Source organism: Fructilactobacillus sp. X8R1C1 (assembly GCF_059900945.1).
The window spans coordinates 111,360-135,764 of the sequence record NZ_JBWXVH010000004.1; the positions used below are offsets into that span (position 1 = coordinate 111,360).

Annotated in this window: 28 protein-coding genes; 12 read left to right on the forward strand and 16 right to left on the reverse strand. The window is 40.6% G+C overall.

Annotated features, from left to right (window positions below):
- Positions 1 to 85 precede the first annotated feature (85 nt).
- Complete coding sequence (gene spxB, locus AC6UD1_RS04915; protein ID WP_500707433.1) at positions 86 to 1,831, forward strand: pyruvate oxidase; 1,746 nt, start codon at positions 86 to 88, stop codon at positions 1,829 to 1,831.
- Positions 1,832 to 1,882: 51 nt separating this feature from the next.
- Here the strand turns inward: spxB and AC6UD1_RS04920 are convergent, their stop codons facing one another.
- Both AC6UD1_RS04920 and AC6UD1_RS04925 read right to left on the reverse strand, forming a co-directional pair.
- On the reverse strand, positions 1,883 to 2,695 hold the full coding sequence (locus tag AC6UD1_RS04920) for a DUF6198 family protein (RefSeq protein WP_500695811.1): 813 nt from the start codon (positions 2,693 to 2,695) through the stop codon (positions 1,883 to 1,885).
- A gap of 31 nt (positions 2,696 to 2,726) precedes the next feature.
- Positions 2,727 to 3,740: a zinc-dependent alcohol dehydrogenase family protein gene (locus tag AC6UD1_RS04925; protein ID WP_500694138.1), complete on the reverse strand. Its 1,014-nt coding sequence runs from the start codon at positions 3,738 to 3,740 to the stop codon at positions 2,727 to 2,729.
- A gap of 78 nt (positions 3,741 to 3,818) precedes the next feature.
- Between AC6UD1_RS04925 and AC6UD1_RS04930 the strand changes: the two genes are divergently transcribed.
- The 3 genes from AC6UD1_RS04930 (at position 3,819) to AC6UD1_RS04940 (ending at position 6,948) form a co-directional block, all read left to right on the forward strand.
- Positions 3,819 to 4,049 (forward strand): hypothetical protein, encoded by a 231-nt coding sequence (locus AC6UD1_RS04930; RefSeq protein WP_500694051.1) that lies wholly within the window; start codon positions 3,819 to 3,821, stop codon positions 4,047 to 4,049.
- Between the two features lie 95 nt (positions 4,050 to 4,144).
- A complete protein-coding gene (locus AC6UD1_RS04935) occupies positions 4,145 to 6,091 on the forward strand; it encodes an ABC transporter ATP-binding protein/permease (protein ID WP_500707434.1) in 1,947 nt (648 codons plus the stop codon).
- Between the two features lie 140 nt (positions 6,092 to 6,231).
- A complete protein-coding gene (locus AC6UD1_RS04940; protein WP_500707435.1) occupies positions 6,232 to 6,948 on the forward strand; it encodes a gamma-glutamyl-gamma-aminobutyrate hydrolase family protein in 717 nt (238 codons plus the stop codon).
- 44 nt (positions 6,949 to 6,992) lie between these two features.
- On the opposite strand, the gene phoU is transcribed toward AC6UD1_RS04940, so the two are convergent.
- The 7 genes from phoU to AC6UD1_RS04975 all read right to left on the reverse strand — a co-directional run bounded on the left by phoU (position 6,993) and on the right by AC6UD1_RS04975 (position 12,833).
- Complete coding sequence (gene phoU, locus AC6UD1_RS04945; RefSeq protein WP_500694048.1) at positions 6,993 to 7,688, reverse strand: phosphate signaling complex protein PhoU; 696 nt, start codon at positions 7,686 to 7,688, stop codon at positions 6,993 to 6,995.
- An 11-nt stretch (positions 7,689 to 7,699) separates the two neighbouring features.
- Positions 7,700 to 8,473: a phosphate ABC transporter ATP-binding protein PstB gene (gene pstB / locus AC6UD1_RS04950; RefSeq protein ID WP_500695808.1), complete on the reverse strand. Its 774-nt coding sequence runs from the start codon at positions 8,471 to 8,473 to the stop codon at positions 7,700 to 7,702.
- A gap of 10 nt (positions 8,474 to 8,483) precedes the next feature.
- On the reverse strand, positions 8,484 to 9,284 hold the full coding sequence (pstB, locus tag AC6UD1_RS04955) for a phosphate ABC transporter ATP-binding protein PstB (RefSeq protein ID WP_500694046.1): 801 nt from the start codon (positions 9,282 to 9,284) through the stop codon (positions 8,484 to 8,486).
- A gap of 3 nt (positions 9,285 to 9,287) precedes the next feature.
- A complete protein-coding gene (pstA, locus tag AC6UD1_RS04960) occupies positions 9,288 to 10,190 on the reverse strand; it encodes a phosphate ABC transporter permease PstA (RefSeq protein ID WP_500694137.1) in 903 nt (300 codons plus the stop codon).
- Between the two features lie 2 nt (positions 10,191 to 10,192).
- Positions 10,193 to 11,116: a phosphate ABC transporter permease subunit PstC gene (pstC, locus tag AC6UD1_RS04965; RefSeq protein ID WP_500707436.1), complete on the reverse strand. Its 924-nt coding sequence runs from the start codon at positions 11,114 to 11,116 to the stop codon at positions 10,193 to 10,195.
- 20 nt (positions 11,117 to 11,136) lie between these two features.
- Complete coding sequence (locus AC6UD1_RS04970) at positions 11,137 to 12,024, reverse strand: phosphate ABC transporter substrate-binding protein PstS family protein (protein ID WP_500694044.1); 888 nt, start codon at positions 12,022 to 12,024, stop codon at positions 11,137 to 11,139.
- A 179-nt stretch (positions 12,025 to 12,203) separates the two neighbouring features.
- A complete protein-coding gene (locus tag AC6UD1_RS04975) occupies positions 12,204 to 12,833 on the reverse strand; it encodes a TetR/AcrR family transcriptional regulator (RefSeq protein ID WP_500707437.1) in 630 nt (209 codons plus the stop codon).
- A 118-nt stretch (positions 12,834 to 12,951) separates the two neighbouring features.
- On the opposite strand from AC6UD1_RS04975, the gene AC6UD1_RS04980 reads away from it, so the two are divergent.
- A complete protein-coding gene (locus AC6UD1_RS04980; RefSeq protein ID WP_500707438.1) occupies positions 12,952 to 13,872 on the forward strand; it encodes a metal ABC transporter solute-binding protein, Zn/Mn family in 921 nt (306 codons plus the stop codon).
- Between the two features lie 39 nt (positions 13,873 to 13,911).
- Here AC6UD1_RS04980 and AC6UD1_RS04985 read toward each other — a convergent pair whose 3' ends face one another.
- Together AC6UD1_RS04985 and AC6UD1_RS04990 are read right to left on the reverse strand one after the other, a co-directional pair.
- Positions 13,912 to 14,661 carry a winged helix-turn-helix domain-containing protein gene (locus AC6UD1_RS04985; RefSeq protein ID WP_500707439.1) on the reverse strand — a complete coding sequence of 250 codons (750 nt, stop codon included), beginning with the start codon at positions 14,659 to 14,661 and terminating at the stop codon, positions 13,912 to 13,914.
- Positions 14,662 to 14,733: 72 nt separating this feature from the next.
- Complete coding sequence (locus AC6UD1_RS04990; RefSeq protein WP_500695801.1) at positions 14,734 to 14,874, reverse strand: hypothetical protein; 141 nt, start codon at positions 14,872 to 14,874, stop codon at positions 14,734 to 14,736.
- 130 nt (positions 14,875 to 15,004) lie between these two features.
- On the opposite strand from AC6UD1_RS04990, the gene AC6UD1_RS04995 reads away from it, so the two are divergent.
- The gene (locus AC6UD1_RS04995; protein ID WP_500707440.1) at positions 15,005 to 15,535 is read left to right on the forward strand and encodes a GtrA family protein; all 531 of its coding nucleotides are present in this window, start codon (positions 15,005 to 15,007) and stop codon (positions 15,533 to 15,535) included.
- A 34-nt stretch (positions 15,536 to 15,569) separates the two neighbouring features.
- Here AC6UD1_RS04995 and AC6UD1_RS05000 read toward each other — a convergent pair whose 3' ends face one another.
- Together AC6UD1_RS05000 and AC6UD1_RS05005 are read right to left on the reverse strand one after the other, a co-directional pair.
- Positions 15,570 to 16,235, reverse strand: coding sequence for a type 1 glutamine amidotransferase (locus tag AC6UD1_RS05000; protein WP_500707441.1), 666 nt, complete (start codon positions 16,233 to 16,235; stop codon positions 15,570 to 15,572).
- Positions 16,236 to 16,303: 68 nt separating this feature from the next.
- Positions 16,304 to 16,549 (reverse strand): hypothetical protein, encoded by a 246-nt coding sequence (locus AC6UD1_RS05005; RefSeq protein ID WP_500694037.1) that lies wholly within the window; start codon positions 16,547 to 16,549, stop codon positions 16,304 to 16,306.
- A gap of 204 nt (positions 16,550 to 16,753) precedes the next feature.
- Between AC6UD1_RS05005 and AC6UD1_RS05010 the strand changes: the two genes are divergently transcribed.
- Together AC6UD1_RS05010 and AC6UD1_RS05015 are read left to right on the forward strand one after the other, a co-directional pair.
- Entirely contained in the window at positions 16,754 to 17,383 is a 630-nt protein-coding gene (locus AC6UD1_RS05010) for a YdhK family protein (protein WP_500707442.1), read from the forward strand.
- A gap of 117 nt (positions 17,384 to 17,500) precedes the next feature.
- Positions 17,501 to 18,280: a hypothetical protein gene (locus AC6UD1_RS05015; RefSeq protein ID WP_500707443.1), complete on the forward strand. Its 780-nt coding sequence runs from the start codon at positions 17,501 to 17,503 to the stop codon at positions 18,278 to 18,280.
- Positions 18,281 to 18,325: 45 nt separating this feature from the next.
- Here the strand turns inward: AC6UD1_RS05015 and AC6UD1_RS05020 are convergent, their stop codons facing one another.
- The gene (locus tag AC6UD1_RS05020) at positions 18,326 to 18,553 is read right to left on the reverse strand and encodes a hypothetical protein (RefSeq protein ID WP_500707444.1); all 228 of its coding nucleotides are present in this window, start codon (positions 18,551 to 18,553) and stop codon (positions 18,326 to 18,328) included.
- 125 nt (positions 18,554 to 18,678) lie between these two features.
- Positions 18,679 to 18,936, reverse strand: a complete 258-nt coding sequence (locus AC6UD1_RS05025; RefSeq protein WP_500694034.1) for a hypothetical protein — start codon at positions 18,934 to 18,936, stop codon at positions 18,679 to 18,681.
- A 253-nt stretch (positions 18,937 to 19,189) separates the two neighbouring features.
- On the opposite strand from AC6UD1_RS05025, the gene AC6UD1_RS05030 reads away from it, so the two are divergent.
- The 3 genes from AC6UD1_RS05030 (at position 19,190) to AC6UD1_RS05040 (ending at position 22,774) form a co-directional block, all read left to right on the forward strand.
- On the forward strand, positions 19,190 to 20,026 hold the full coding sequence (locus AC6UD1_RS05030) for a DUF6574 domain-containing protein (RefSeq protein WP_500707445.1): 837 nt from the start codon (positions 19,190 to 19,192) through the stop codon (positions 20,024 to 20,026).
- A gap of 11 nt (positions 20,027 to 20,037) precedes the next feature.
- A complete protein-coding gene (locus AC6UD1_RS05035) occupies positions 20,038 to 21,477 on the forward strand; it encodes a zinc ribbon domain-containing protein (RefSeq protein WP_500706712.1) in 1,440 nt (479 codons plus the stop codon).
- 97 nt (positions 21,478 to 21,574) lie between these two features.
- Positions 21,575 to 22,774, forward strand: a complete 1,200-nt coding sequence (locus tag AC6UD1_RS05040) for a zinc ribbon domain-containing protein (RefSeq protein ID WP_500707446.1) — start codon at positions 21,575 to 21,577, stop codon at positions 22,772 to 22,774.
- Positions 22,775 to 22,799: 25 nt separating this feature from the next.
- On the opposite strand, the gene AC6UD1_RS05045 is transcribed toward AC6UD1_RS05040, so the two are convergent.
- Positions 22,800 to 23,423, reverse strand: coding sequence for an SGNH/GDSL hydrolase family protein (locus tag AC6UD1_RS05045; RefSeq protein WP_500707447.1), 624 nt, complete (start codon positions 23,421 to 23,423; stop codon positions 22,800 to 22,802).
- A gap of 124 nt (positions 23,424 to 23,547) precedes the next feature.
- On the opposite strand from AC6UD1_RS05045, the gene AC6UD1_RS05050 reads away from it, so the two are divergent.
- On the forward strand, positions 23,548 to 24,381 hold the full coding sequence (locus AC6UD1_RS05050; protein ID WP_500694029.1) for an alkaline phosphatase family protein: 834 nt from the start codon (positions 23,548 to 23,550) through the stop codon (positions 24,379 to 24,381).
- Positions 24,382 to 24,405 lie beyond the last annotated feature (24 nt).

Consider the following 24,405-nt stretch of genomic DNA (forward strand, 5'->3'; position numbering starts at 1 on the left):
TGCTTCTGATAGGATAAATTGATGGAGTGGTTTATAATTCAATTGGGTCAACAGTTAAATTGGAAAAAACGAAAAGAGGGATTCTATGAGTAAAATGACAGCAAGTAGAGCACTGGTGAAAGTGCTTGAGAGTTGGGATGTCGACCATTTGTATGGCATCACAGCTGGCTCTTTGAATAACTTATTGAATGCGCTAGATGAGGAAAAAAAGAACATTAAATATATTCAGGTTAGACATGAAGAGGTCGGTTCTTTGGCCGCTTCCGCTGACCATAAGTATACCGGTAAGATTGGGGTCGCCTTTGGTTCGGCTGGTCCTGGTGCGACTCACATGTTTAATGGTTTATACGACGCGAAGGAAGACAATACGCCAATGCTAGCCCTCGTTGGACAAGTTCCCCAACCAATGATGAACACGCGGTTCTTTCAGGAAATGGATGAACTGCCAATGTTTGCTGACGTTTCGGTTTACAACCGCCAGGCGTCAACTGCCGATCAGATACCGAAGATTATTGATGAAGCCATCAGGACGGCCTATCAAAAGAAGGGGCCAGCAGTCGTCATCTTACCGAATGATTTACTTGGAACTGAGATTGACTATGAACCAACTAAGACAGCCAACGTTTCAAGTAGCATTAAAACGGTTCACCCTAAACAAGCTGACGTTGATGAAGCCATTAAGATGATTAAGAAAGCCAAACATCCGGTTCTTTGGTACGGAAGAGGTGCTAAGGGTGCCCGAGATGAGATCGTGAAAGTTTCCGATCAGTTTAGCATGCCAGTCTTGTCCACGGCTCCTGCAACTGGGATTATGCCAAACGACAATCTGAGTTACATGGGTGCTCGTGGTAGACTGGGAACGAAACCCGGATTTGAAGTTTCTCAGGCTGCCGATCTGATTATTATGCTTGGAAACGACTTTCCGTTTGCTCGCTTCATGCCTAAAGATAAAAAAATCATTCAAGTTAATAACAATCTGGCTGATTTGGGTCGTCAGTATCAGGCCAACCTCACGATTCACGGTGATGCCAAGGAATTCTTAGAAATGTTAATTGATTCAGATGTAAAGCTTCCTAAGAGTGATTTCTTAAAAGCCGCTCGAATTGATCGCGAGAATTGGTTAAAATGGCTTGATAGCATTGCGACTGACTACGACGAGGGTCTCAGAGCTGAGACTGTTTTGAAAGCAATCGCTGACCATTCTAAGTCGAATGCGGTTTATGGACTTGACGTTGGAAACAACACCATGCATTCCATTCGTCAACTTCCCTTTAATCAGCAGCAGCAGTTTGCCATGTCACCGTGGTTTGGAACAATGGGCTTTGGTCTACCAGCTTCCATTGCTGCTAAAATCTCATATCCTGATCGTCAAGTTTGGTCGATTTCAGGTGATGGGGGATTTGCAATGGTCATGCAGGATGTGATTACGCAGGCCAAGTACAACTTGCCGATTATCAATGTCGTTTTGTCAAACGAACACTTTGGTTACATTGAACACGAAGACGTTCAATCTGGCATTAGTGATTATGGTGTTGACCTCTATCAAGCGGATTTTGCCCAAGTTGCTGAAGGCATGGGTGCTCATGGCTTTAAAGTTTCAGGTCAAGATGAACTTGATAGTGTCATGGTTGAGATTGACCGAATGCAGGCTGAAGGTAACACGAAGCCGATTGTGATTGACGCTAAGATTAAAGCGTTTGACCCAATTGATACTAGTTTTGTCCCACTTGACCCAGAGAACTTTGACCAAAAAACGATTGATGCGTACAAGAAACGTTATAACGTTTATGGTCAACCAGCATTGAGCGAGATTTTAAAAAGTTTGAAATAGTGGTTTAAATAAAAATAACCGATCTCGGTTGAGATCGGTTATTTCTTTTGCTTATTTTTTCTTCGTCTTTTCGTCTTCGTCAATATCAACGGCAACCGTTGATTCATCACCAACATCTAACGCTTGATGCTTTAGGTGAGGGAAGATGTATTTATCAGCAAGTCCAGTGATTCCACCTTGGAATAGAAACGCAAAGATCGTTCCTACTCCTAAGTTAGTAAATTGACGAGTAATTGCAAAGGCAACCACTGCCATGACAGTCGGTGGGATGTAGGAAGCCCACATGGCTTTCCCAGCAGCACCATTGAAGTACTTAAATCGCAGGATCTGCATCAAATCATCAGCGGGATGCAAGACTAAGTTGACTCGTTGGTAGATTGAGATGGCGGTTGCAATCAATGCTACCCCGAAGAAATTCAAGAGAACATAGAAAGCGACCATCATCCAACCCTTGGCTTCAGGGAATCCAGCAAAAAATGATACTTTTCCAATTACTGGAAGTGAACCATCCATGAAGAAGTCATCAAAGACCTGGATGAGTGCTGAGAACGGAACCATGAAGATGACGTTTCCAATGGCACGTCCCCAATCCCAGTGACCGACTAAAAAGGCGTTCAAAATGGTAATGGCAACTCCCAAGATTAGAAATGCCCAGAATAAGTTCCAGTGAAATGCATTTCCAAGGTTGGTTTCGGCTGCGGTCCAGTAAGCTGAACCTAGAAAAGATGGATGAATCTTAGCAGTTGTTACTAGAGTCAAAACATTTCCAGCAGAGTTAATTATTAATGAAAGGATAAAGAACATAATTGAAGCTGTCATGGAAATGGTACGTTTGGCTTTTCTATTAGCGGTTTTCTTCGCCATAGTTTCCCTCCACGATCAGATTTTGGTTCAATTATTTAAGATTACCATTAACTTTAACAATTGACTTGCCTTGAACCTTGTCAGTACCAGCTAATACACCAGGTACTTGTTCTAAAGTAAGGATGTTGTGTTGGAAAGGTGTAACCTTAACGGAACCATCTGAAAGTAAAGCAATTGAATCTTCGAAACTGTGGGGGTTAATCATTGAACCCTTGATGGTTAATTGCTTCTTGAAGATTTCGTAAGTGTTCATGTTAAATGTTTGACCTGGTGCACCAACACCAAACATCATAACTTGAGCGCCAGGATTAGTTGCTTCAACAGCTTGTTCTTGGGTTTCAGGCTTTCCAACACATTCGATTACCATGTCGTACTTGTCAGTGATTTTTTCCTTAGTCGTGTTGATAACCTTGTTTAAGTTAAGTTCTTTCTTTTCCCAAGCAAGGTTTTCATCATGTCTACCAGTCATGTCAATGTTCTGGATTCCGTAGATTCTAAGTAGTTGAGCAAACAACTTAGCCATGTATCCATCACCAATGATTAAAGCGTGTTGGTAAGGGGTAATGTTTTCGGTGATCTTCATCGTGTGAACGGCACATGAAAGTGGTTCCATTGAGCATGCAGTTTGAAGTGATAGTTCATCAGGAATGTGGTAAACAACCTTTTCTGGGGCAGTGAAGTAGTCTTCAAGACCACCATCTCTAGTTACACCAACGGCCGATAGGTTTTCACACAATTCGTAGCGGCCAGTGTGACAGTAGAAACATTTGTCACAGTAAATGTTAGGGTCAACAACAACACGATCACCCTTCTTGAAGTCCTTAACGTTCTTTCCAACTGCGGAAACAACTCCAGAGTTTTCGTGACCTAATACGATTGGAGGAGTAGCATCAGCTGAACCTGGGAGACCATTGTATAAGGCGTGATCGGTACCACAGATACCAGCGTAGGCAGTTTCAACTAAGACTTCGTCGTCCTTAGGGGTTGGGACATCTCTGTCTTCAATCTCCATGTGTTGCTTAGCTGTCATAACTAAAGCTTTCATTTTTGACATAAGATAACTTCCTTTCGAAAAGTTGATGAATTAATATCGTTACAATCTGAACATAACTGATCGAAAAAAATGGAAAGATTTCTTTCAGGAATATCAGATTTGTTTCCAAGTAATAATGTAAACCGTTTGAAAACTGTTTGCAAGGGCATTCCAGCTTCTGAAATAGATCCAATAAAAATTGAACAAAGAAGAAATTTGATAAGTGAAATAGATAACGGCATTAGAGTGGGAATTAAGCAATTAATTTTAATTATTGTTATGAAAAAATTACGAAAATATTTCACAAAATTATTTTTTTAATTTTCCGTTAAGGCCGTTCTTACTTTCAGGTTAAAATTTACTTTTGTTTAAATTAGTTTAAAATGGACACTACTAAAAAAGAAGGAGAGAACCAAATGGCTTATTTAGAACTAAGAAACATCAAAAAGTCCTATTATGTGGATAATCAGGATTTTCATGTTTTAAACGGGATCAGTCTCAACTTCGATCGTGGGGAATTTGTTTCCATCCTGGGAGAATCTGGTGGTGGAAAGACGACCCTTATGAATATTATCGCTGGACTAGACAGTGATTATTCCGGTGACGTTTTAATTGACGGGAAATCGTTAAAAAAAGATACCAGTAAACAACTTGATGAGTATCGGCGCAACACAATTGGTTTTATCTTTCAAAACTTTAACCTTGTGAATCATCTGACCATTAAAGAGAACGTGATGGTCTCTTTAGAAATGACAACTTTAATGCATAAAAAACAAGAAGCACGGGCCACTGAACTTTTAAAAAAGGTTGGTTTGTATGACCACCGTAACAAGTACCCCAATCAACTCTCAGGTGGACAAATGCAGCGGGTTTCAATTGCTCGAGCACTTGCTTCTGACCCAGATATCATCATTGCTGATGAGCCAACTGGTGCCTTGGACGCTCAAAATACTGATGACATCTTGGAACTAATGAACGAAATTGCAGAAGACGGAAAACTGGTAATTGCCGTCACCCACTCTCAGGTGGTTGCCAATTATGGAACGAGGATCGTTCATTTAGCCAACGGGAAGATTGATGAAGATAGGATTTTAAAACCCGCTTACCCGGTTAATAAAACGCAGGCGGACTTTCAGGCGCGTCCGGCCAAACTTGCTTCCATCTTTACGATGGCCTTCGAACACTTTCGTTATAACCTGAAGCGCAACCTGTTAATTATTTTTGGGGCGGCCATCGGCATCTTTTCGGTCATTTTCATGTTAGGTCTCGGCAATGGGGTCAAGGGATACATTAATCATGAAATTTATTCAGAGGTTAATCCCACTACCATTCAGGTTAGTCGAAAACAGAAACAAGGAGAGGAACAAAATCCTAAAAGTGAACTTCTGACCAACCAAGATAACCAACAGTTGCAGGACCTAAAGAACGTCAAAAGTTCAACGTTGGGTAAGTTTTTAGCTGGCGGTCAGTTTAAAGCGGCCGATGAAACCGCTTCCGTTCAGTACATTCAAACATACTATCAAGGAGCGGTCTTAAAGAAGAACATTAAATCCGGAGCAGTCCCCACTAAAGATAATCAGGTGTTGATTAATAAGAAGACGGCCCAAAGCTTTAATAAGAAGAAGCCGTACGACATGACGGGCCAAAAAATTAAGTTGTTTGCGAATGCCCCCGATGACAACGGGCAGCCCCATGTCCTATCAAAAGAGGTTACTGTGAGTGGGGTGACTAGTGACGTGAACCCAATGGCACTTGTTAGTTCCAACACAATGAAGTCAATGTTTAGTGAGGCTACAATGAAGTACGAACCGAACTTTGCCGCGGTGAACATTGCTGGTGGAGTTCCCAACGTTCAGCCGGTTCAAGATAAGATTAAGGCGTTGAAGGGGCCCAATCAACAAGCTAAGTACCAAATTACTGGAGCGGGGGCGATTGTATCAACACTGAACACTTACATTAACGTCGCTGTTTGGGTTCTAGCAGGAATTGCGGCAATCTCGCTCCTTGTGTCAGCAATTATGATCATCGTGGTGCTCTACATTAGTGTTGCCGAACGAACCAAGGAGATTGGGATTCTAAGGGCACTTGGTTTTACCAAGGGCAACATTCGAAACCTATTCTTCTCCGAAGCCTTTATTCTGGGAGTCTTCTCGTCCATCTTTGCGGTTATCATCGCCTACCTGGCCGAATGGGGAGCGGATACGATTTCTAATGGAGCGATTAAGTACGCAATTGTTCAAATTTCACCGGCCAATTCCATTATTGGGGCACTAGTCTTTGTTATTATTTGTTTACTAGCAGCACTTGCTCCAGCAGCCAAGGCCGCTAAGTTAGATCCAATTGTGAGTCTGAGTTCCGAATAAAGATTAAAAAATTAATTAAGCTATTGCAATTATAGGGAAGTTGGACCAAACTAACTTTTAAACCAAATAAGAGCTATCCCGTTAATTCGGGATGGCTCTTATTCATTAGGAATTACTAAATTGTAATGGAGGGGTTCATTTTGAGAATTGGAATTGCGGCAAACGTTAACCGGATTAAGACGCCTAACTATAACCTTGATTACGCCAATTATACTGCTCAAGTTTTTATTGATTTACTGCAAAAACACGGCATTCTGCCTGTTATTATTCCCATGGCTGAGCTTGATATGATTTCCGAGTATGTTGACTTAGTTGATGGCTTAATTATTCCTGGTGGTCAAGATGTTCAACCGGAATTATTCCACGAAAAATCAGTCGAACCAGACGATGCGCACTATCGACCCCATGATGAGTGGGAAATGGGACTGATTAAAGAAATGGTGCGCCGGAGAAAACCACTTTTAGGGATCTGTCGGGGGCTTCAAGTATTAAACGTAGCTTTTGGTGGTAGTCTTTATCAAGACATTGCCACTGATTTACCCAAGTCTAACGTTCAACACGTGAAACACGACGATCCAAAGCATAATTTTCATGAGGTGCAAGTGAAAGCCAAAAGCCAGTTGGTCCATTCCGTTGGAAACCATCCGGTGGTGAACTCAATTCATCATCAGGCCCTAAAAAAGGTCGGAAATAGTTTGACCGTCATGGCCAAATCTCCTGACGGTGTCATCGAAGCGGTTGAAAATGATGATGCTAGTATCATGGGAATCCAGTGGCACCCAGAATTATTGTGGCAAAACGATCCAAAAGAGGAACAGTTGTTTTTGGACTTCTTTGAGCGAACCAGTAATCAATAAATAGCGAAAACCACCTTGATAGAAATATCAGGGTGGTTTCTTTGTTACTTGTTGTTTTCAAAGTATTCTTCATCGTGATTGGTGCTGTGACTGAGTTCGACCATCTTGCCGGTTTGATTGTAAACTAACCATTCGGCGAGGTTCACGACGTGGTCACCGATCCGTTCGAGCAATCGGATGACCATTAAGTAGCTTAGGGCCGCTTGCGCCGTCTTACTGTTCTTTTTCAGGGATTCAGTTACTAACTTTCTGGTGGAATGGTAATACTTGTCAATTGATTCATCCTGGTCAGCAATTTTCTTGGCTTCCGAGGCATTGCCCTCAAAGAAGGCCTCTAGTACCTGTTCTAACATTGAACGGACTTGTTCAGTCATTTCACTGATGACTTTTTCGACCGCCGGGATTCGTTCATGGCCCTTGGCGTTAATGGTTTCTCTCGCAATCGTATTGGCGTGATCGCCGATTCGTTCAATGTCGGTACTGGCCTTTAAAATACTGATAATTTGACGAAAATCACTGGCAACGGGTTGCTGGAGTGCGATCAGTTGTAAGGACTGTTTCTCTAAATCCATTTCTTCGTTGTTAATCTTGGGGTCCTCTGCAATGATTTTGCGTGCGAGGTCCTTATCATGATCAATGAAAGATTTGGTGGCTTGATAGATTTGTTCACTACTGTCAAATCCCATTTCCATGAAGTGTCCTTTAAGTTTCTTTAATTCATCATCAAATAATGCTCCCATAGTCATTCTCCTTATCCAAATTTTCCGTTGAGATAGTCACTTGTTTCTTGCTTATCAGGATTCATAAACATTTTTTTGGTTTTGCCTACTTCCACTAGTCGACCGTTCAGCATGAACGCCGTTTTGTCTGAGATCCGAGAAGCTTGTGACATGTTATGAGTCACGATGATGATCGTATACTTGTCCTTGATGTTTAGGAGGGTGTCCTCAATCATCTGACTCGAAATAGGGTCGAGCGCGCTCGTTGGTTCATCCAGTAAAATCACGTCTGGTTGAATGGCCAAGAGTCTAGCAATGCAGATTCGTTGTTGTTGTCCTCCAGAAAATGAAAGCGCACTTTTATGAAGTTTGTCCTTAACTTCATCCCAGATAGCCGCCTGCTTTAGAGATTCTTCAACGCGTTCGTCCAATAATTGCTTATCCTTAACGCCAGCTAATTTTAAGCCAAAGGTGACATTATCGTACACGGAAAAGGGGAAGGGATTGGGTTGCTGGAAAACCATTCCGACTTCTTTTCGGAGTTCCACGATGTCTTCTTTTGGACCATAAATATTGTGACCATTGAGCGTGAAGCTTCCCGTGATGGTAATGTTTGGAATAAGATCATTCATTCGGTTTAAACAACGGAGGTATGTCGACTTTCCGCATCCAGATGGTCCAATTAGGGCGGTAATCTCATTTTGTTTGAAGTTTAAATTAATGTCGTGCAACGCTTTTCGCTTTCCATAGTACAAATTGACGTTTTCAGTTTTGATAATCTCTTTTGGTTCCGTTTTAGTTGTCATTTACTTCTCCTTAACCGAAGTTGCCGGAAATGTAATCCTCAGTGGCTTTGACCTGTGGTCTGGTGAAAATGTCAGCTGTTTTAGCGTACTCCATGACGTGTCCAAGATGGAAGAAGGCGGTATAGTCACTGACTCTGGCAGCTTGTTGCATGTTATGGGTCACGATGATAATCGTATATTTTTTCTTTAACTCTAGAAGCGTTTCTTCAATCTTAGAGGTTGAAATGGGATCAAGAGCACTCGCTGGTTCGTCTAACAACAAGATGTCAGGTTGCATGGCGATTGAACGAGCGATACAGAGCCTTTGAGCCTGTCCACCAGATAATTCAAGGGCGCTTGTATCCAGCTTGTCTTTGACTTCGTCCCATAGTGCAGCGGCTTTTAGACTTTGTTCTACTCGTTGATCAAGTTCCTGTGGATCTTTTACGCCATGTTTTCTAAGCGCAAATTTAATGTTCTCACGAATGGTTTTGGCAAAGGGGTTGGGGTGTTGAAAGACCATGCCAATGTTTTTCCGAAGGACGTAGACGTTTAATTTTTTTTGGTTAATGTCTACGTCTCTGTACATGATTCTACCGGTAACGTTTGCCACACCATCATTCATTCGATTGAGACAGCGAAGGAAGGTTGATTTACCAGATCCCGAGGCTCCAATGAGGGCGGTGATCTTGAACCTTGAAAACGCCAGTGAAGCATCAAAGGTAGCTTGCTTTTTACCGTAGAAGACGTTCACGTCCTCGGTCTCAAGGGCCATTTCTCCTGGTGGTGTAATAATTTGATGGTGGTCTAAATCGTAATTTTGTTGAGCCATGTTTTAACCTCGCTTTTTTCTAGAAGTTCCAGTCATCTTGCGGTAAGCCCAGTTGCCTAAGAACCGAGACGACAGGTTAAAGACTAAGATAACAATAATAAGAACGGCAGAAGCGCCACTGGAAACAACGTGTGCGTCTGGAACAATTCCCTCGGTATTTAGTTTCCAGATATGAACTGCAAGGGTCTCAGCTGGACGCATGGGATTTAGGAAACTGCTGGGACTGAAAGGATTCCAGTTGGTGTAACTTACGATTGGGGCACTTTGACCAGCAGTATAAATCAAGGCGGCGGCTTCTCCAAAGATTCGACCAGAACTAAGGATGACACCGGTGATGATGCCCGGGATCGCGAGGGGTAGTACAACTCCAGTAATGGTTTTAAACTTGGAGAGTCCAAGCGATAACCCGGCTTCTCTTTGTAACTTTGGCACCTCTTCGATGGAATCTTCGACACTTCTGGTAAGGAGTGGCAGGTTGAAGATGGTTAAAGCAATCGCTCCTGACAGAATGGAGTAGTCAAGTTGAAACTTGATTACTAGCACCAAGTATCCAAACAGACCAACGACAATGGAAGGCAATGAACTTAGAACCTCAATGGCCGTTTTAACGAGCGTTGTGAGCCAGTTGTCCTTGGCATACTCTGCCAGGTAAATTCCGGCTCCAAGACTGATTGGCAGCGAGATGATGATCGTCAGTATTAGCAGGTAGACGGAATTAAAGAGCTGATCTCTAATTCCACCGCCGGCACTGATTGAACTGGACGTGGTGGTTAAAAACTTCCACGAGATATCGGGTAGACCGGTAATGAGGATGTAACCGAGTAGGAAGATTAAGATCAGAACTACGACTAAGACTAAGGCCCAGATGGTCCCAATGGCGAACTTATTAATTTTTTTGGCATTTATTTTCATTTTTTAAATGCACTCCTCTTTCCAATTAGTTTTACGATGACGTTGAATACTAGTGACATTACTAGTAAAACTAAGGCCAATGTCCATAAGGCGTTGTTAGGCAAGGTTCCCATGATGGTATTACCCATTTGGGTCGTCAGTTGACTGGTTAAAGTTGCAGTTGGACTTGTCAAGCTGGTTGGCATGAGGACTGCATTTCCGATGACCATCTGAACGGCTAGTGCTTCACCAAAGGCGCGCGCCATTCCGAAGATCATCGCGGTAAGGATTCCCGGAGTGGCAGCCCGTAAGACCACTTTGTACATCATTTGCCATTTAGTGGCTCCAAGTGAAAGGGCAGCACTCCGATAGTCACGTGGGACGGCCTTTAAGGCGTCCACTGACATTGAGGTGATGGTCGGAAGAACCATGACGAACAAAACGATGGTAGCTGGTAAAATCCCAGAACCGGTCCCGCCAAACGCCGTTCTAACGATGGGAATCAAGACCATTAAACCGATGAACCCATAAACAACGGATGGAATTCCAACGAGTAATTCGATTACTGGTTGCAGAATCTTTTGCCCTCGTTTGGGAGCGATTTCGGTCATGAAAAGAGCCATGGCAATCGCAAATGGGGTGGCAAGAATGGCGGATAGTAGGGTGACCGCAAATGAGGTGACGATCATTGGAAGTGCCCCAACTTCTGGTTTCCCATTTGGTCCCGTCTGACTTGGATTCCAGTCCCCCTTGGTGAAGAAATCGATGATACTGACGTGATCGGAAGTAAAGGTCGCCAGTCCTTTGGTGGTGATGAAGAAGAGGATGGTAATGACGAGGATGCCAATCAGGCCGATACATATGAGACTGATAAAATGACCAACCTTATCTTGATGAGTTTCTTTTGATGGTTTCAGTAATTTTTCTTTAATGTCATTCATATAAAAAACCACTTTCATAATTATTTAACCGCTTGAACTTGACCTTCAGCATTCTTTTCAAATTTCATGTTTTTAACTTGAATGTATCCGATCTGCTTGACTAATTTCTGTTGAACATGATCTGAAAGCATGTAATCAATAAATTTTTTGGTGGTTCCAGTGGGCTTGCCCTTGGTATACATGTGTTCATACGACCAGATTTTCCAATTGTTATGTTCTACGTTGGGGTCGGTTGGTTGCACCTTATCGATGGAAATACTTTGCGTTTTATTGTTTAAATATGGAAACGAGAGGTAACTAACCGCACCGGGAGTCGATGAGACAATCTGTTGCACCGTTCCGTTTGAGTCTTGTTGCTGAGCGTTGATGGCTTTTTTGCCCTTTAAAACGGATTGTTCAAAGGTCATCCGGGTTCCACTTCCTTCGACCCGGTTAATCACCACGATCTTGACGTTATTTCCGCCAACCTGTTTCCAGTTGGTGACTTTACCAGTGAAGATTTGTTCAAGTTGTTTCATTGAGAGATTTTTCACTCCCACTTTTTTATTGGCGACCGGGGCAATTCCAACAACGGCAACCTTATGATCAACTAAATCTTTAGCAGTAACACCTGGTTGTTGGGAAGCAAAGACATCTGAATTACCAACATTGACGGCTCCCTGTTGGATTTGGCTTAGGCCAGTTCCAGATCCACCACCCTGGACGTTAATGTTAACTTTCGGGTTACTAACCTGATACTCTCGACTCGCTTGCTCGACCAGTGGTTGAAGTGCCGTGGAGCCAACGGCGGTAATCTTATTACCGTTTTTGGCCTTGGTGGAAGATGATGATCCGCACGCGGCGAGTCCCAGCGCCAGCAGTCCACACGTTAATATCAATGCAACCTTTTTCTTTTTGCCTAATGACATGGCCGAAATCTCCTTTGGTTTAAATGGACATTATTTTGTTTACGAACCAAGTATATAAGGTGAATGTAAATGTTAAGTAAATTTTACGGTCTTTTTATGTAAATGTTTGGTAAAGCCAAAAAGAACCCCTTCAAGTGCTATTGAAAGGGTTCTTAAATAACGGTGTTATTAAAAACAAACTAAATGGACAGCCATGCCATCCATCCCGGGTAGAAGAAGTCGTAGAGGTTGTTACACAGCATGATGGCCTCTTGCTCGTTATACCGATGTTTCAAAATGTCACAAAAAGTAGCATAAAACGAGAACACGTGAAAATGCAGTTCCTGGTAGTTAAACTTAAAGCTAACAGGGATGATGTTACGTTCTTGCATGATCCCAATGGCGTTAGCAATTTTTTGGGTAAAGTATTTCGTTAGCATTTCGGCTAGATTGTCGTACTTCGATCCCTCTGATTTAAAAAGAATTAATTCCTTATACTTCGGATTAGCGTAAAGGGTGTGGATGATTGGATTCATATTCAAAATGTTTTGTTTCCACACCGTTTGAACGCTGGCTGGACTGATTTTAGCCATTCCCTGATTAAACTGATTCTCATATTCGTCTTTTAATTGCTTGATAAAGGGATTAAGAATTTCATCTAGAATCGCATCCTTTGATTCAAAGTGTTTGTAAAAGGAACCGGTTGTCCGGTTAGCGTTTCGGCAAATTTCACGAATCTTTGTCTTATCAAACCCGTTTTTTAAAAAGGCCTTAAACCCGGCCTCTAGTAATAGGGAATGGGTTTTATCCTGGTTACGAACGTTTGCCATGAAAATTCCTCCAGTGGATTGATTGCTCAATTTAAGATAACAGTGTTATATTAAGTGAGTATTATTTGCTTAATGATGGTCAACTTAACTTCGGATGATGTTTCAAAGGAGAAAAACAATGATAAAAAAGTTTAAGTTAAGTATAACAGCAATTTTAATCTTATTTTGTGTCATCGTGCTAGTTGGTTGTGGCAAAAAATCAGGAGATGAACGGGCCAACCATAAGCTGAGAGTGGTTACCTCAACTAATTTTTATGGTCAAATTGCGAAAAATGTTTTGGGAAATCAGGGGAGCGTTCAGCCGATTATTAAGGGAAGCGGTGACCCACACGATTTTGATCCTTCAACGAGTGATGCGAATCAAGTTGCAAGAGCAGACGTGGTTGTTGAAAATGGCATTGGATACGACGATTGGATGAAAAAGCTGGTAAAGAATGGAAGTGATCAGACGTCGGTTGTCAACGTTTCAAAGGTGATGAACCGAAAAGATGGAGATAACGAGCACATTTGGTATGATCCTGACACCGTTAGTAAGCTCGTCTACCGACTGGCAGACGTCTATAGTGAAAAACAACCGAATCACAAACGTTATTTTCATGATAATGCCAAGCGGTATTTAAAAGAATATGTACCAGTTAAGCAGCAGGCAGAAAAGGCACGAGATAATCTGAACGATCACCAGTTAAATCGCAAGGTCGACGTCAGTGAACCGGTTTTCGATGATGCCCTTCAGTACATGGGATACAAGGTAAATGACCCTGATTTTGCCAATGCGACCGAGAAAGAGGTTGATCCGTCACCTAAGAGTATTCAGAGCATCAGGGATGATATCACTCACCATCGGATTGCTTTCTTTGTTGATAACACGCAGGCTGACAGTAAAATGGTCAAGAACCTCGTCAAATTAGCTAAGGATCATGATGTGCCGGTTGTAAAATTGACCGAAACGATTCCTGAAGATAAAAACTACTTGGAGTGGATGGATAATGCCTATCAGCAGGTGGTCAAAATTCAAAATAATGAAATGAAAAACAAATAAAATGACATCCAAGCCCGTTAATGGTTTGGATGTCATTTATTATTGTTTATTTAATTTCGCTTCAAATTCATAACCAAAGCCACGGATCGTTTTGATTAAGACGGGCTCTTTGGGATTAGGTTCAATCTTGTCCCTTAGATGACTAATGTGCATTTCAAGCATGCGAGAAGATTGGTCAATGTAAAGATCGTTCCAAACGCCGTTTAGGATTTGTTCACGACTCAGGATTCGTTTGGGGTGAGTCAGAAAGTACTCTAAAAGCTTGAATTCCTTAGGCGTTAGTCGGAGCGAAGTACCGTTTTTGGTGGCAACCTTCTGATCTAAGTCAACGTCGATGTCAGAAAAGTGAAATCGTGGTTTGACCTTCTTATTTTTTTCCTGCTTTAGACTATTATTTTCGTCTTGGTAGAAACGGGCGCGATGTTTCATCCGGAGCATGACTTCGCCAGGGTTGTATGGTTGGATGATGTAGTCGTCGATGCCAACTTTAAATAATTGATCAACGATGCCCTCGTCCTTTTTTTCTCCCAGGGTGAGAATTGGAAGTGAGGCCGTTTGGCGGATTTTAGGGATAAGTTCGATCAACTTTTGAGCTGCAACGGTACTTAGGTCCCAAATAATGGCCTGTTCTTTGTACTTTTGAATGGATGATAGGAGGCTTGAAACATCGTATAAATCGTCGACAAAGTATCCATTGTCATTAAAAGTTTGGTTGAAACTAAGTGCTAATGATAATTTTTCAGTCACTAAAACAATGTGATTCATGGCACCATCCCGATTAAAAATCACGCTTCTTTTTCTTCACTCATTATACAGTTTTATGGCTTATAATCGTAACTTTAACGTTTTCACGTAACTAAGCTACTTAGAATCAGAATGTCGGTTCTCTTTTTCCTGTCGTTTTTTGGCGCGATGAAGACTCACTAAGACGGTAATGATGGTTACTACTACGAAAACGACCACCATCATTATGACGAGCCAGATAAACGTGCTTAAATCCATGACGTCCATTCCCTTCGTTAATGATTGGTTTTATTTTAACACGACCGAAAAGATTAAGTTTTAAGGAAATCACAAATTTATAACTTAATTGATTGTGATAAAATGACTAAGAAGGGGTTTGATGCATATCATGAATGATACAAACGACGCTAATACTACTAACTACTTAGATATCGTAAAAAGATTAGTTTTTGATGAAAAAATTGAATACTTGTTTTGGGGAGCCATGACCACCCTGGTTTACTTTGTCAGTCGATTCGTTTCGATGAAGATTTTTACCAGTGATTTTACCCCGGTCTTAATTGCCCAAGTTCTGTCGATTGCGTTTGCTTTTGTGGTGAACAAATACTTTGTTTTTAACAGTGGAACGCAGTCCAAGACACTTCAGGCTCAGATCGTTAACTTTGTTTCGGGACGATTGTTTGTTTTAGTCCTAGACTTTTTGATGACTTACGTAATGATCGATAAGTTTCCGCAATTTTTCATTAAGATTTTATTTTTAGATCACTTAAACTATTCGGCTTGGTTGTTCCAACTTCCCGTTGTTCACGGGTTGATTGGGAGTCCCATGTTGTTTAACAGTTTTATCTGTGTGGTTGGAACACAAATCATGGCCATTGTGATTAATTACTTTGTTTCTAAGTACTTTGCTTTTAAATAAAATCAAAAAAGCATCCACTTTTTCTAGGTGGGTGCTATTTGTTTGCGATGTAATCCAAAATCTTGAATAAATCGCGATGGTTCTGTTTTGAAATTGGGTGGTTAATGATGGTGTTTTTAGACTGACTTAAAACGGACCCAGTAAGGTAAGGGTAGTCGTTAATTGCCATTTCGGTGACGTTGTCGTGGTTGGGTTCAAGGTGAAACTGGAGGCCAACGAGGTTATCCTTTACAAATCCCTGATTAACGAGTTGATCACTTGAGTACAATAACGAGGCACCATCTGGAATCTGAAACGTTTCCTCATGCCAGTGGAGCACTTCTAGTTGGTTGGATAATCCGGAGATGAGTTTTGTTTTTAAGTAGACGGGAGCAAACCCAACTTCCTTAGTGTGCGAGTCAAAGACGGAAGCTCCTAGAACTTTGGCCATTTGTTGGGCACCAAAGCAGGCGCCAAAGACTGGTTTTCTTTGGCTAATCACCCGTTTGATTAGTTCTCGTTCGGATTTGATCCAGTTTGTGTCGTCGTTGACGCTCATTGGGCCGCCTAAGATTACTAACATGTCGGTTGTAGCAGCGTCTGGTAGCACCTTAAACTGGGAAGGATGATAAACGAACATCTGGTAATGGTTGTGATGAATCCAGTCGGAGATTGCTCCAGGTCCCTCATCAGAAGTGTGTTGCAAAATACTTACTCTCATTATTGTTGTTCCTCTTGAATTGACCGTGATAATAAAAAAATAATGCCAAGTGGCATTATTTTAGTAAATTACATCATTCCGCCTTGCATACCGATCATGGCCGCAATGGCTGCGACGATCATCTTGAACAATCCCATTACGATGAATGCAACGATGATTCCAAAGGCAATTGTGAATGCCATTTGCATTGATGATTTCCAGGCTGCCTTGTCTCTACCACCGAGGAACTTGTAGAACAACCATGCTAGAGCGATTAGAATGATCAAAATCACAACTAATGCAACAATTGAAATGATTAAACTTTCTGTACCCATTAATTTTCACCTCACAAACATAAGATTATATATATTTAGCATGAACTTTTAGGGTTAAATGTGCAAACATATTACTTAATTTTGAAGGAATCTATAAGAATCTTAAAATATACTTACGGTAAGTCATTTTAGTAACTTTTTGGTGTCGACGGTGCTATCTTAGCAGTTGAAACATCATAAAAATATCAAGGGAGCTCTTCAAAGATGAAAATGAAGAAAACATTATTTACGTTAGCTGCCGTAGCTAGTGTGGGATTGGTACTTACTGGTTGTGGAGAAAGCAAGAGTAGTTCTAAGTCCAGTTCGTCATCAAATATGTCGAGTAGCAGTAGCGAAAAAACAATGAGTAAAAAAGACATGAAGGAAACCAAGGGCGATAAGTCAATGGACATGAATATGCCAATGAAACATAAGATGAATCTTCCCACTGACTTAGCTGCCGCTAAAAATCCTAAGTTTAAGGTTGGTTCTGAAGTTAAACTATCAGCTAACCACATGAAAGGGATGAAAGGTGCTAAGGCTAAAGTTACCGGAGCATATGATTCACCACTTTATGTCATCGATTACGAACCAACCGATGGTAAGGCTGAAGTTAAAAATCATGAGTTCGTTACAAAAGACCAACTTAAGGCTGATAAACAAGGTGCTACCTTGAAAAAGGGCGAAAAAGTCACCGTTGAAGCTGACCACATGCCCGGCATGAAGGGCGCTAAGGGGAAGATTGTTAAAGTTTGTGACGGTCCTGCCTATGCTGTAACATTCAAACCAACTAATGGTGGCAAAGAATACGTTAACCATCAGTGGGTCAGCCAAACTGAAATGAAAAAATGCTAATTTAAATTAGTTCAAAAATACTAGGATATTGTCCTAGTATTTTTTTGTTTTTCAAGTAATACTTAATATTAATGTTTAAATTATTTAGAAGTGTAAATTTTTAGGGAGTGGTAGTGAGTGGAAAATAATATTTTGAGGGTGCCATTCGTTTTTTTGCAATTAATTGACGAAGAAAAGTGCATAGGTGAACAACCAGTTGCCTTCTTAAGATTTGATGAGAAAGGTAAACATTATGATGACTTTTCTAATGGGAAATTCTTCTTTAGTGACCTATACAAATTTCATAATGAGTCTAAAATGCGTGATGGGCAAGGAGACGTGCTTGAAGGAATTAGAATTTCCAATTTTCATCCGAAATCAGAAACAGTAAATTGTTATGAACCAACCCATAATTTTTTTAAAATATTATCATTAACAGTAATAACAAATGATGATTTGGTTGTTCCCGGTAAGTTTACTGGCAAAGAAAGTGAATTAACAAGTGAATTTAAAAAAGACATCTTAGATTCTTCAATGAATAAGGGAAGAAATGCAACTTTTATATCTGTTAGGGATATGGAAATTTTATTAAAAGGTATGATAAAAGATTTAAAAAATAAGAATCTGTATTTAAGCTTTAAGCCCATAAAATACTGTGATAATCTTTTTTATAAAGACATGTCACAACATGTATCTGGTAATGGAATATCGTCAAACACTGATGTTATGGAGAAAAGATTATTTGTTAAAACTGAAAGATTTAAGTATCAACGAGAAGCCAGAATTGTTTTGAAAGGTCATGATGTAGAAAAATTTAGAATGCCATATGATGTTAGTAAATTTCTTCCTAGTAAGAATTCCCTAGGTAAATTTGTTTTTGATGAAAAAGGCACAGCTAATTCCCGTAATAATAACTAATTTGATATATTTTTATCTTTTTATAATTTATAAATTAAATAACGATTAGATGAAGTTGTAACCGATGGCACCAATGAGACCAATAATCGCAGCAATTAAATACCACTTAGTCTTCTTGTTTTTGCCAAACATGCCCCATAAGAGTTCATCAATAAAAACGATTAAGACCGTGATTAGTAAAATATTGAAGTGGGCGAACATGATGGCAATTACCAGGGCAATGCCACAGATAAGATCGTTAATGTTTCGTAGAACCTTGCGTTTGTTTTTCATTTTTTCTCCATTAATAGTAGTTTGAAGTTTAATCAGTGATACTAATCATATTACTTCAAATGAGTTTTAGATAACATCACCTGAAACCAAAAAAATTCCTTAGCCCATCCAAGCTAAGGAATTTCTTATAGGTACTGTGATTTTTTGAGTGCTTCTTGAAGAGCTTTAGGACAAACGTTAATGGTTTCGGTGACCTTTAAGTGGTTGTTACTAGCGGCCTCCACGATTTTGGCAATGTCATTAACAGCCATTTTACCCTCTAGGGCATAAGCAATGTGGACAGCAAATTCGTAAAAGTTATGAGAATCCTGCATCTCCATTTGCACGGTATTGTATAGTTTTTGATCATTTATAAAAACATCGTTTCCAGTACAATGAATCATAAGCACGCCTCCTTTATTATCTTATAATAATTATAATTAAATAAGTTGAATAATCAAATAATGGGATTATAGTTCATCAAAATTCACGAACACTGAGGGAATTGGTGAACGGGAATTGTTGAGTGACCGATATCCCGTGCCGCAATTAATTGATTTTTTTATTTATGTGCCTTAGCCCTTTGATTGAGCTAATCAGTATGTGATAATGTAAACGTAAGAAAATCTTAATATTTATTTAATTGGAGGAACTAATATGAATGAATGCCCTAATTGTCATTTTAATAACAAGCCAGGCGCAAAGTTTTGTGTCAAGTGTGGAACTAAGTTGACTGGCAACAGTCAAACAAGCAGTAACAAGGTACATAATGAAACAAAAAAGCAGCAACAGCCCCGTAATTCGCAGGCTGACGTTTCTAACGGATTAACCAGCGTGTTTAATTATTTCATTGAATCAATTAAACATCCAGTCAAATATGAGGCTGCTAGTGAGAAGTATCTGGGATATATCTCGCTTGGAATCTTCGCCGTTTTGACCTGGTTAGTTTCGTTTATTTTAGCAATGAGAATGAAGAGTGGACTGGCCTCTGAATCAGTTCCATACTCACTTATTCATAAGATGGATGGCGTCATTAACACAAGTGTTATGGGACTAGGACTGATTATTGCCGTAATCGGTCTGTTAGCTTGGATTTTAGGCTACGTCGGTGTTCACTTTGTCATGAACAACAATATGAGCCTTAGTGATTATACGAATGAGTACGGTAAATTTTTAAACGTTGGAATTATTTTACTGTTAGTGGGTTTGCTTCTATCAGCCGTCATGCCCGCTGGAATTTTATTTTTAATTGGTCTCTACGTGGTCGACTTGGCCATCACCATTTCGGGTTGGGCGTTAATTTATGAAATGCTCTTTTCTAAGAATTTTGGGTCGATTGATAGTTTCTATGTTTTATTGATTGTAACGGTTATCGTGGCAATCATTTCCGCTGTCCTAGTAGCTATTTTGGGTAATAGCCTGGGCTCTCAACTTCAAACGCTGACTCAAGAGATCATTAACAACTTTGCTGCTAACTTTGGGCAGGGATACTAGGAGGAGTCAAAATGAGTGAAGAAGCGTCTTTTTGTCCCAATTGTGGACACCGAATTAATGCAAATGATGAGTTCTGCCCCAATTGTGGGTATAAATTAACTCCTAATGGATCACCAAAAAGTCAAGCAGGACCAAGTCGCAAGACATCAGGGAGTCGGCCCCTGCGTCAGACAAGTAACGTTAATCGTCCGCAAAAACAAAAGAAGATGAAACCACTTACTAAAGTGATTTGGGTGATTGTGGTGGTCTTGGTAGTGGTACTTATCGGTGGTTACTTCTTTGGAAAGAATTACTATTCAAAAGCTAATCAAGTCGACCGAGTCATCTCAGCAATTAAGAATGATCAGGAAAAGAATTTAGCCAATGTGTCGGAAACAAACGACCCGAACTTTAAGATTAGTGGGAAAGCGATGAAGCCAACCATTAATTATTATGCTAGTAATAAGGACCAGTTATCAAAGCTTAGGAGTCAGTTCATGCGCGATAACGATAATCCGGTGACCGACAACCTGCAGTTTAAGCAGGAGGGTAACACCTGGTTAGTTTTCCCTAAGTATAAACTGATGGTCAAACCCGTTTATTCTAGTATTTCCACTAACCTGAATGGCGTCTCGTTGAGTGTGAACGGCAAGCAAATTACCAGCAACATGGGAAGTCAAAAGGCTAAGAAGATTGGGCCACTTGCACCGGGTCTTTATAACATCACCACTGCTGGAAAAGTCAATGGCCGTGAATTGCACAATAATGGTCAATTCGACTGGATTGATGGTGCCAGTTCAGCGTCCTTACCACTTCGAATTATCACCTTTACAGTGAAGGGGCAACCAGGATCAGACGTGTTGATTCAAAACAAGAAGGTTGGAACGATTGGTGACAATGGGAGCTTTAAGCTTTCTGACTACCCATTTAGTACGAACATGAACGTTCAAGTTCAGATGAAGGGCAAGTCCGGTAAATTAATTCAGAGTAAACCCTATAATTTAAAAGACAGTGATAATAACAACACGATTGAACCGAAGTTTGATGGGATTGCCACGAAAGATCAGGCTGATCAGGTCTTGAATCCGCTCTGGACTCAGGTGAGTGGTGCCGGTAACGACGTTGATATTTCCCATTTCTTTGACGGTGGAAATGGTAGTCCCGCTTGTCAGGATATGCTTAAGATGGTCAAAAGTTATAATGACAACGATAAAATTGAGTCATTTGAAACTAGTGAAAGGACCGAATCGGTAGCACCTTATGATAGTGGGGAGACGCAAGTCACTTATCAGGTTGATTATACTTTCGATAACAATGACGACGATGACAATAGTTCGGTTCGTCATCAGACGTTTGAATACAATGCCATCTTGGTCAAAAATCCTGGCAGTGATGATTCTGATGATCTTCCGTTTATTATCAAGAGTAACCAGTCAGTTAAGAAAGTATCGGATAGTACCGATAACGATTAATAGTAATTTAGAAAAGAAACGAGCATTCTGTGCTACGTTTCTTTTTGTTTGGTGTATGTTATGATTTCCTCAATATTATAAAAGGATGGAAATTAGATTGGCAGAAAAATGTAAATCACATAAATTCTTGGCCTTTTTACTCGTGTTGGAAATTATCATCGTGATTGTGGTCGGAGTTTCCGGGACAAAGTATTATTCAAAAAAAGCCAGTGGTGACCGCTTGGTGAATGCTCTGCGTAATCACGAACAAAAGCAGGTGATTGCTGGAATCAAAATTGACGGGCAAACGGGTACTCCAAGTGAAGAGGCCCTTCAACCCCTTGTTAACGATTTCGATCAAAATTCCGAAGCAGTTAATCGGCTCAAGATGCAGATTAACGGTGAAAAAGTGGCTGAAAGCAACTTGGTTTATAAACAAACGGGGAAGAATTTCCTGGTATTTCCACGTTATCAACTGGTAGTTAAACCAATTGATCCTAAAATTAAGACCAATCTTTCAGAAGCCAACGTGACAATTGATGGAAACAAAGCAGGTAAAACGGATGGCAATGGGGAGTTGAACGTGAAGTCACTCATCCCGGGAGTTCATCAGATTGAGGCGACTGCCATGGCTGGTGGTAAACAGCTTAAGACTTCCGGTCAGTTTAGTCTGATGAAGTCATCTGATACGGCGCACCTGACGTTTAACGTGGTTTCGTTTGGGCTTCAAAGTGTCCCAAACGCCATCGTCTACGTTGACAATCATCCGGTTGCTCAAATTGGTGAAAACGGCAAGGCGAAGGTCAATAATTTACCCATTGGTGATGATTCATCAATCTGGGCCACTCTGAGTGTTGACGGCAAACCAATGAAAAGTGATGTTCAGTACCTCGGGATGAAGAATAATCACTCTGAGATCAAACTCCCGTTTAAAAAGCTCGTTGATAAAAAGGCAGCAACTGGTCTGCTTAAAGCCGTGTGGGAGCCACTGAACCATGACGTTTTTGACGAAAAGTCAGCTGATCAAGTTCATTACGACCAAAACTTTGTTGGAGGAAAAAGTAACCCAGCCTATAATCAGATGATTACGATTGCGAAAAAGGATCATGAACCAGATGTTAAAGATCTTCAAATTAAGGTAAACGTTAAAAAGGTTACAAGTACTGATGAAAGGAAAGCCACCGTTGACTTTGCGGTTCAAACTGATTCAATCAATGATCAGGGTCAAAAAGCGTCAAAAACGACCAATTATCGGGCTGATGTTAAACAAGATGTTAATAATCAACTCAAACTTAAAGGGCTGGATGAGGTTAAATAAAAAAGGAGGCCAATTATGGCTCCTTTTAGTTGACGTTTGCTTTAATAAATTTGGCAATGATTTCGGCCATCATTTTGTAAGTAGTCGAATTAGGGTGAAGACGATGGTCATGCAGTCTTGTTCTATAATTATCGTCGTCGACAATGGTCGGTTCCACCTTACGCCAGTTTAGGTATGGAATGTTATTTTGGCGGTATACGGTGGTTAAGCCGCAAAGGAGCTGCCCAAACGTGTAGTGGGCAAGTCCCTCAATGTTGTAGTTATCGGTGCCACCATCGAAGCGGTTCAATGGAAGGATTCCCAGAATTTGAATGGACGGATTTTCGATCTTGATTTGCTGGATGTTTTCATTTAACATCCTTTTAACGACTTCTAAAGTATCGTAGCGGTGGGCAAAATCGTTGGTACCATAAAAGATCGTGGCGATGTCGTAGTCACCAAAATTGTTGTGGTTAACCTGATAGGTTAAGTCCAGCTCACAATTTCCGGTAATGGTACCGGCATTCTGGCCCGCGTTTTTGATGAAGTTAAATGGTAAAATTTGACCTAAATAATAGGGCCAATTGTGCACTAAATCTTTTTCTCCGTCAAAACCACGAGTTAACGAGTCACCTAATAATATGATGTTGTCTTCATTAATTGATTTCATTTTTTAAACCTCGGTTGTGAATTGTGATACTATCATTTTACTGCTAAGTCAATTGACATGGGCATTTTATTATTGCATTATAGAATATAATTAAATTTTATTAAGTCGCATGGGAGATGAAAACGTGAGTTATAAAAGGGTAATTGTTGTGGATTTAGCATCACTCGGATTACGCTCGGACAATGAAGCAGAACAACTTAACGCTTCAAGCGATAACATCCTTTCACACGTTTTGAATCAATCCTCAAAGTCAGATTTACCATCGCTTCGGCGGTTGGGCCTTTTTAACATCTTTTTTGATGGGGAGCGTTCTTCATCAGATGAAGTCAATCCCGAGGGCGCTTACGGATTAGTTCGAACTAATTCCGTTGTTAATCGACCCGCATCCGGACTGCGAGAAATGTTTGATTGTGCCGTTAATTCACGTGTGTCAAGCGTCTTTGAAGAGGTTTATAAAGCGGAAAAGAGTTCCGTGATCATTTCCCGGTTTGTGGAATATCTTCAGGTTCAGGACTTTTCCAGACGGATTCAGGTACCCGATAATACCTCTGCTTTTGTTGAATTAAATCATCAGCTGGAAAAGGTTCGGAGCGGTTTTATTTACGTTCAAGTTCCAGATCTTCAGACCTCCGCTATGGAGGGTGATTTGGATCAATTTTCATCGGAACTGAAGAAAGTTGATGTCATGTTATCAGAACTGATGGATTCTTTAGAGGATGATGACTTGTTGATTGTTACCTCAAGTCGAGTTGGTGATTCACAAACCCAGGATGGATTATCGACTTACAAGATTTTACCAGTAATGTTGTATGATAACCAATCAACTGATCGCCACATTGAAGATGTTAATAAAGTAAGTGTGATTGGCGGAACGGTTCTAGATGGATTAGGAATCCTTGATCGAGTAAAACGACCATCAATAAGTTTACTTCCATACTTAAAAAAAGAGACAGCTTAGGCCGTCTCTTTTTTGATTGCTTTT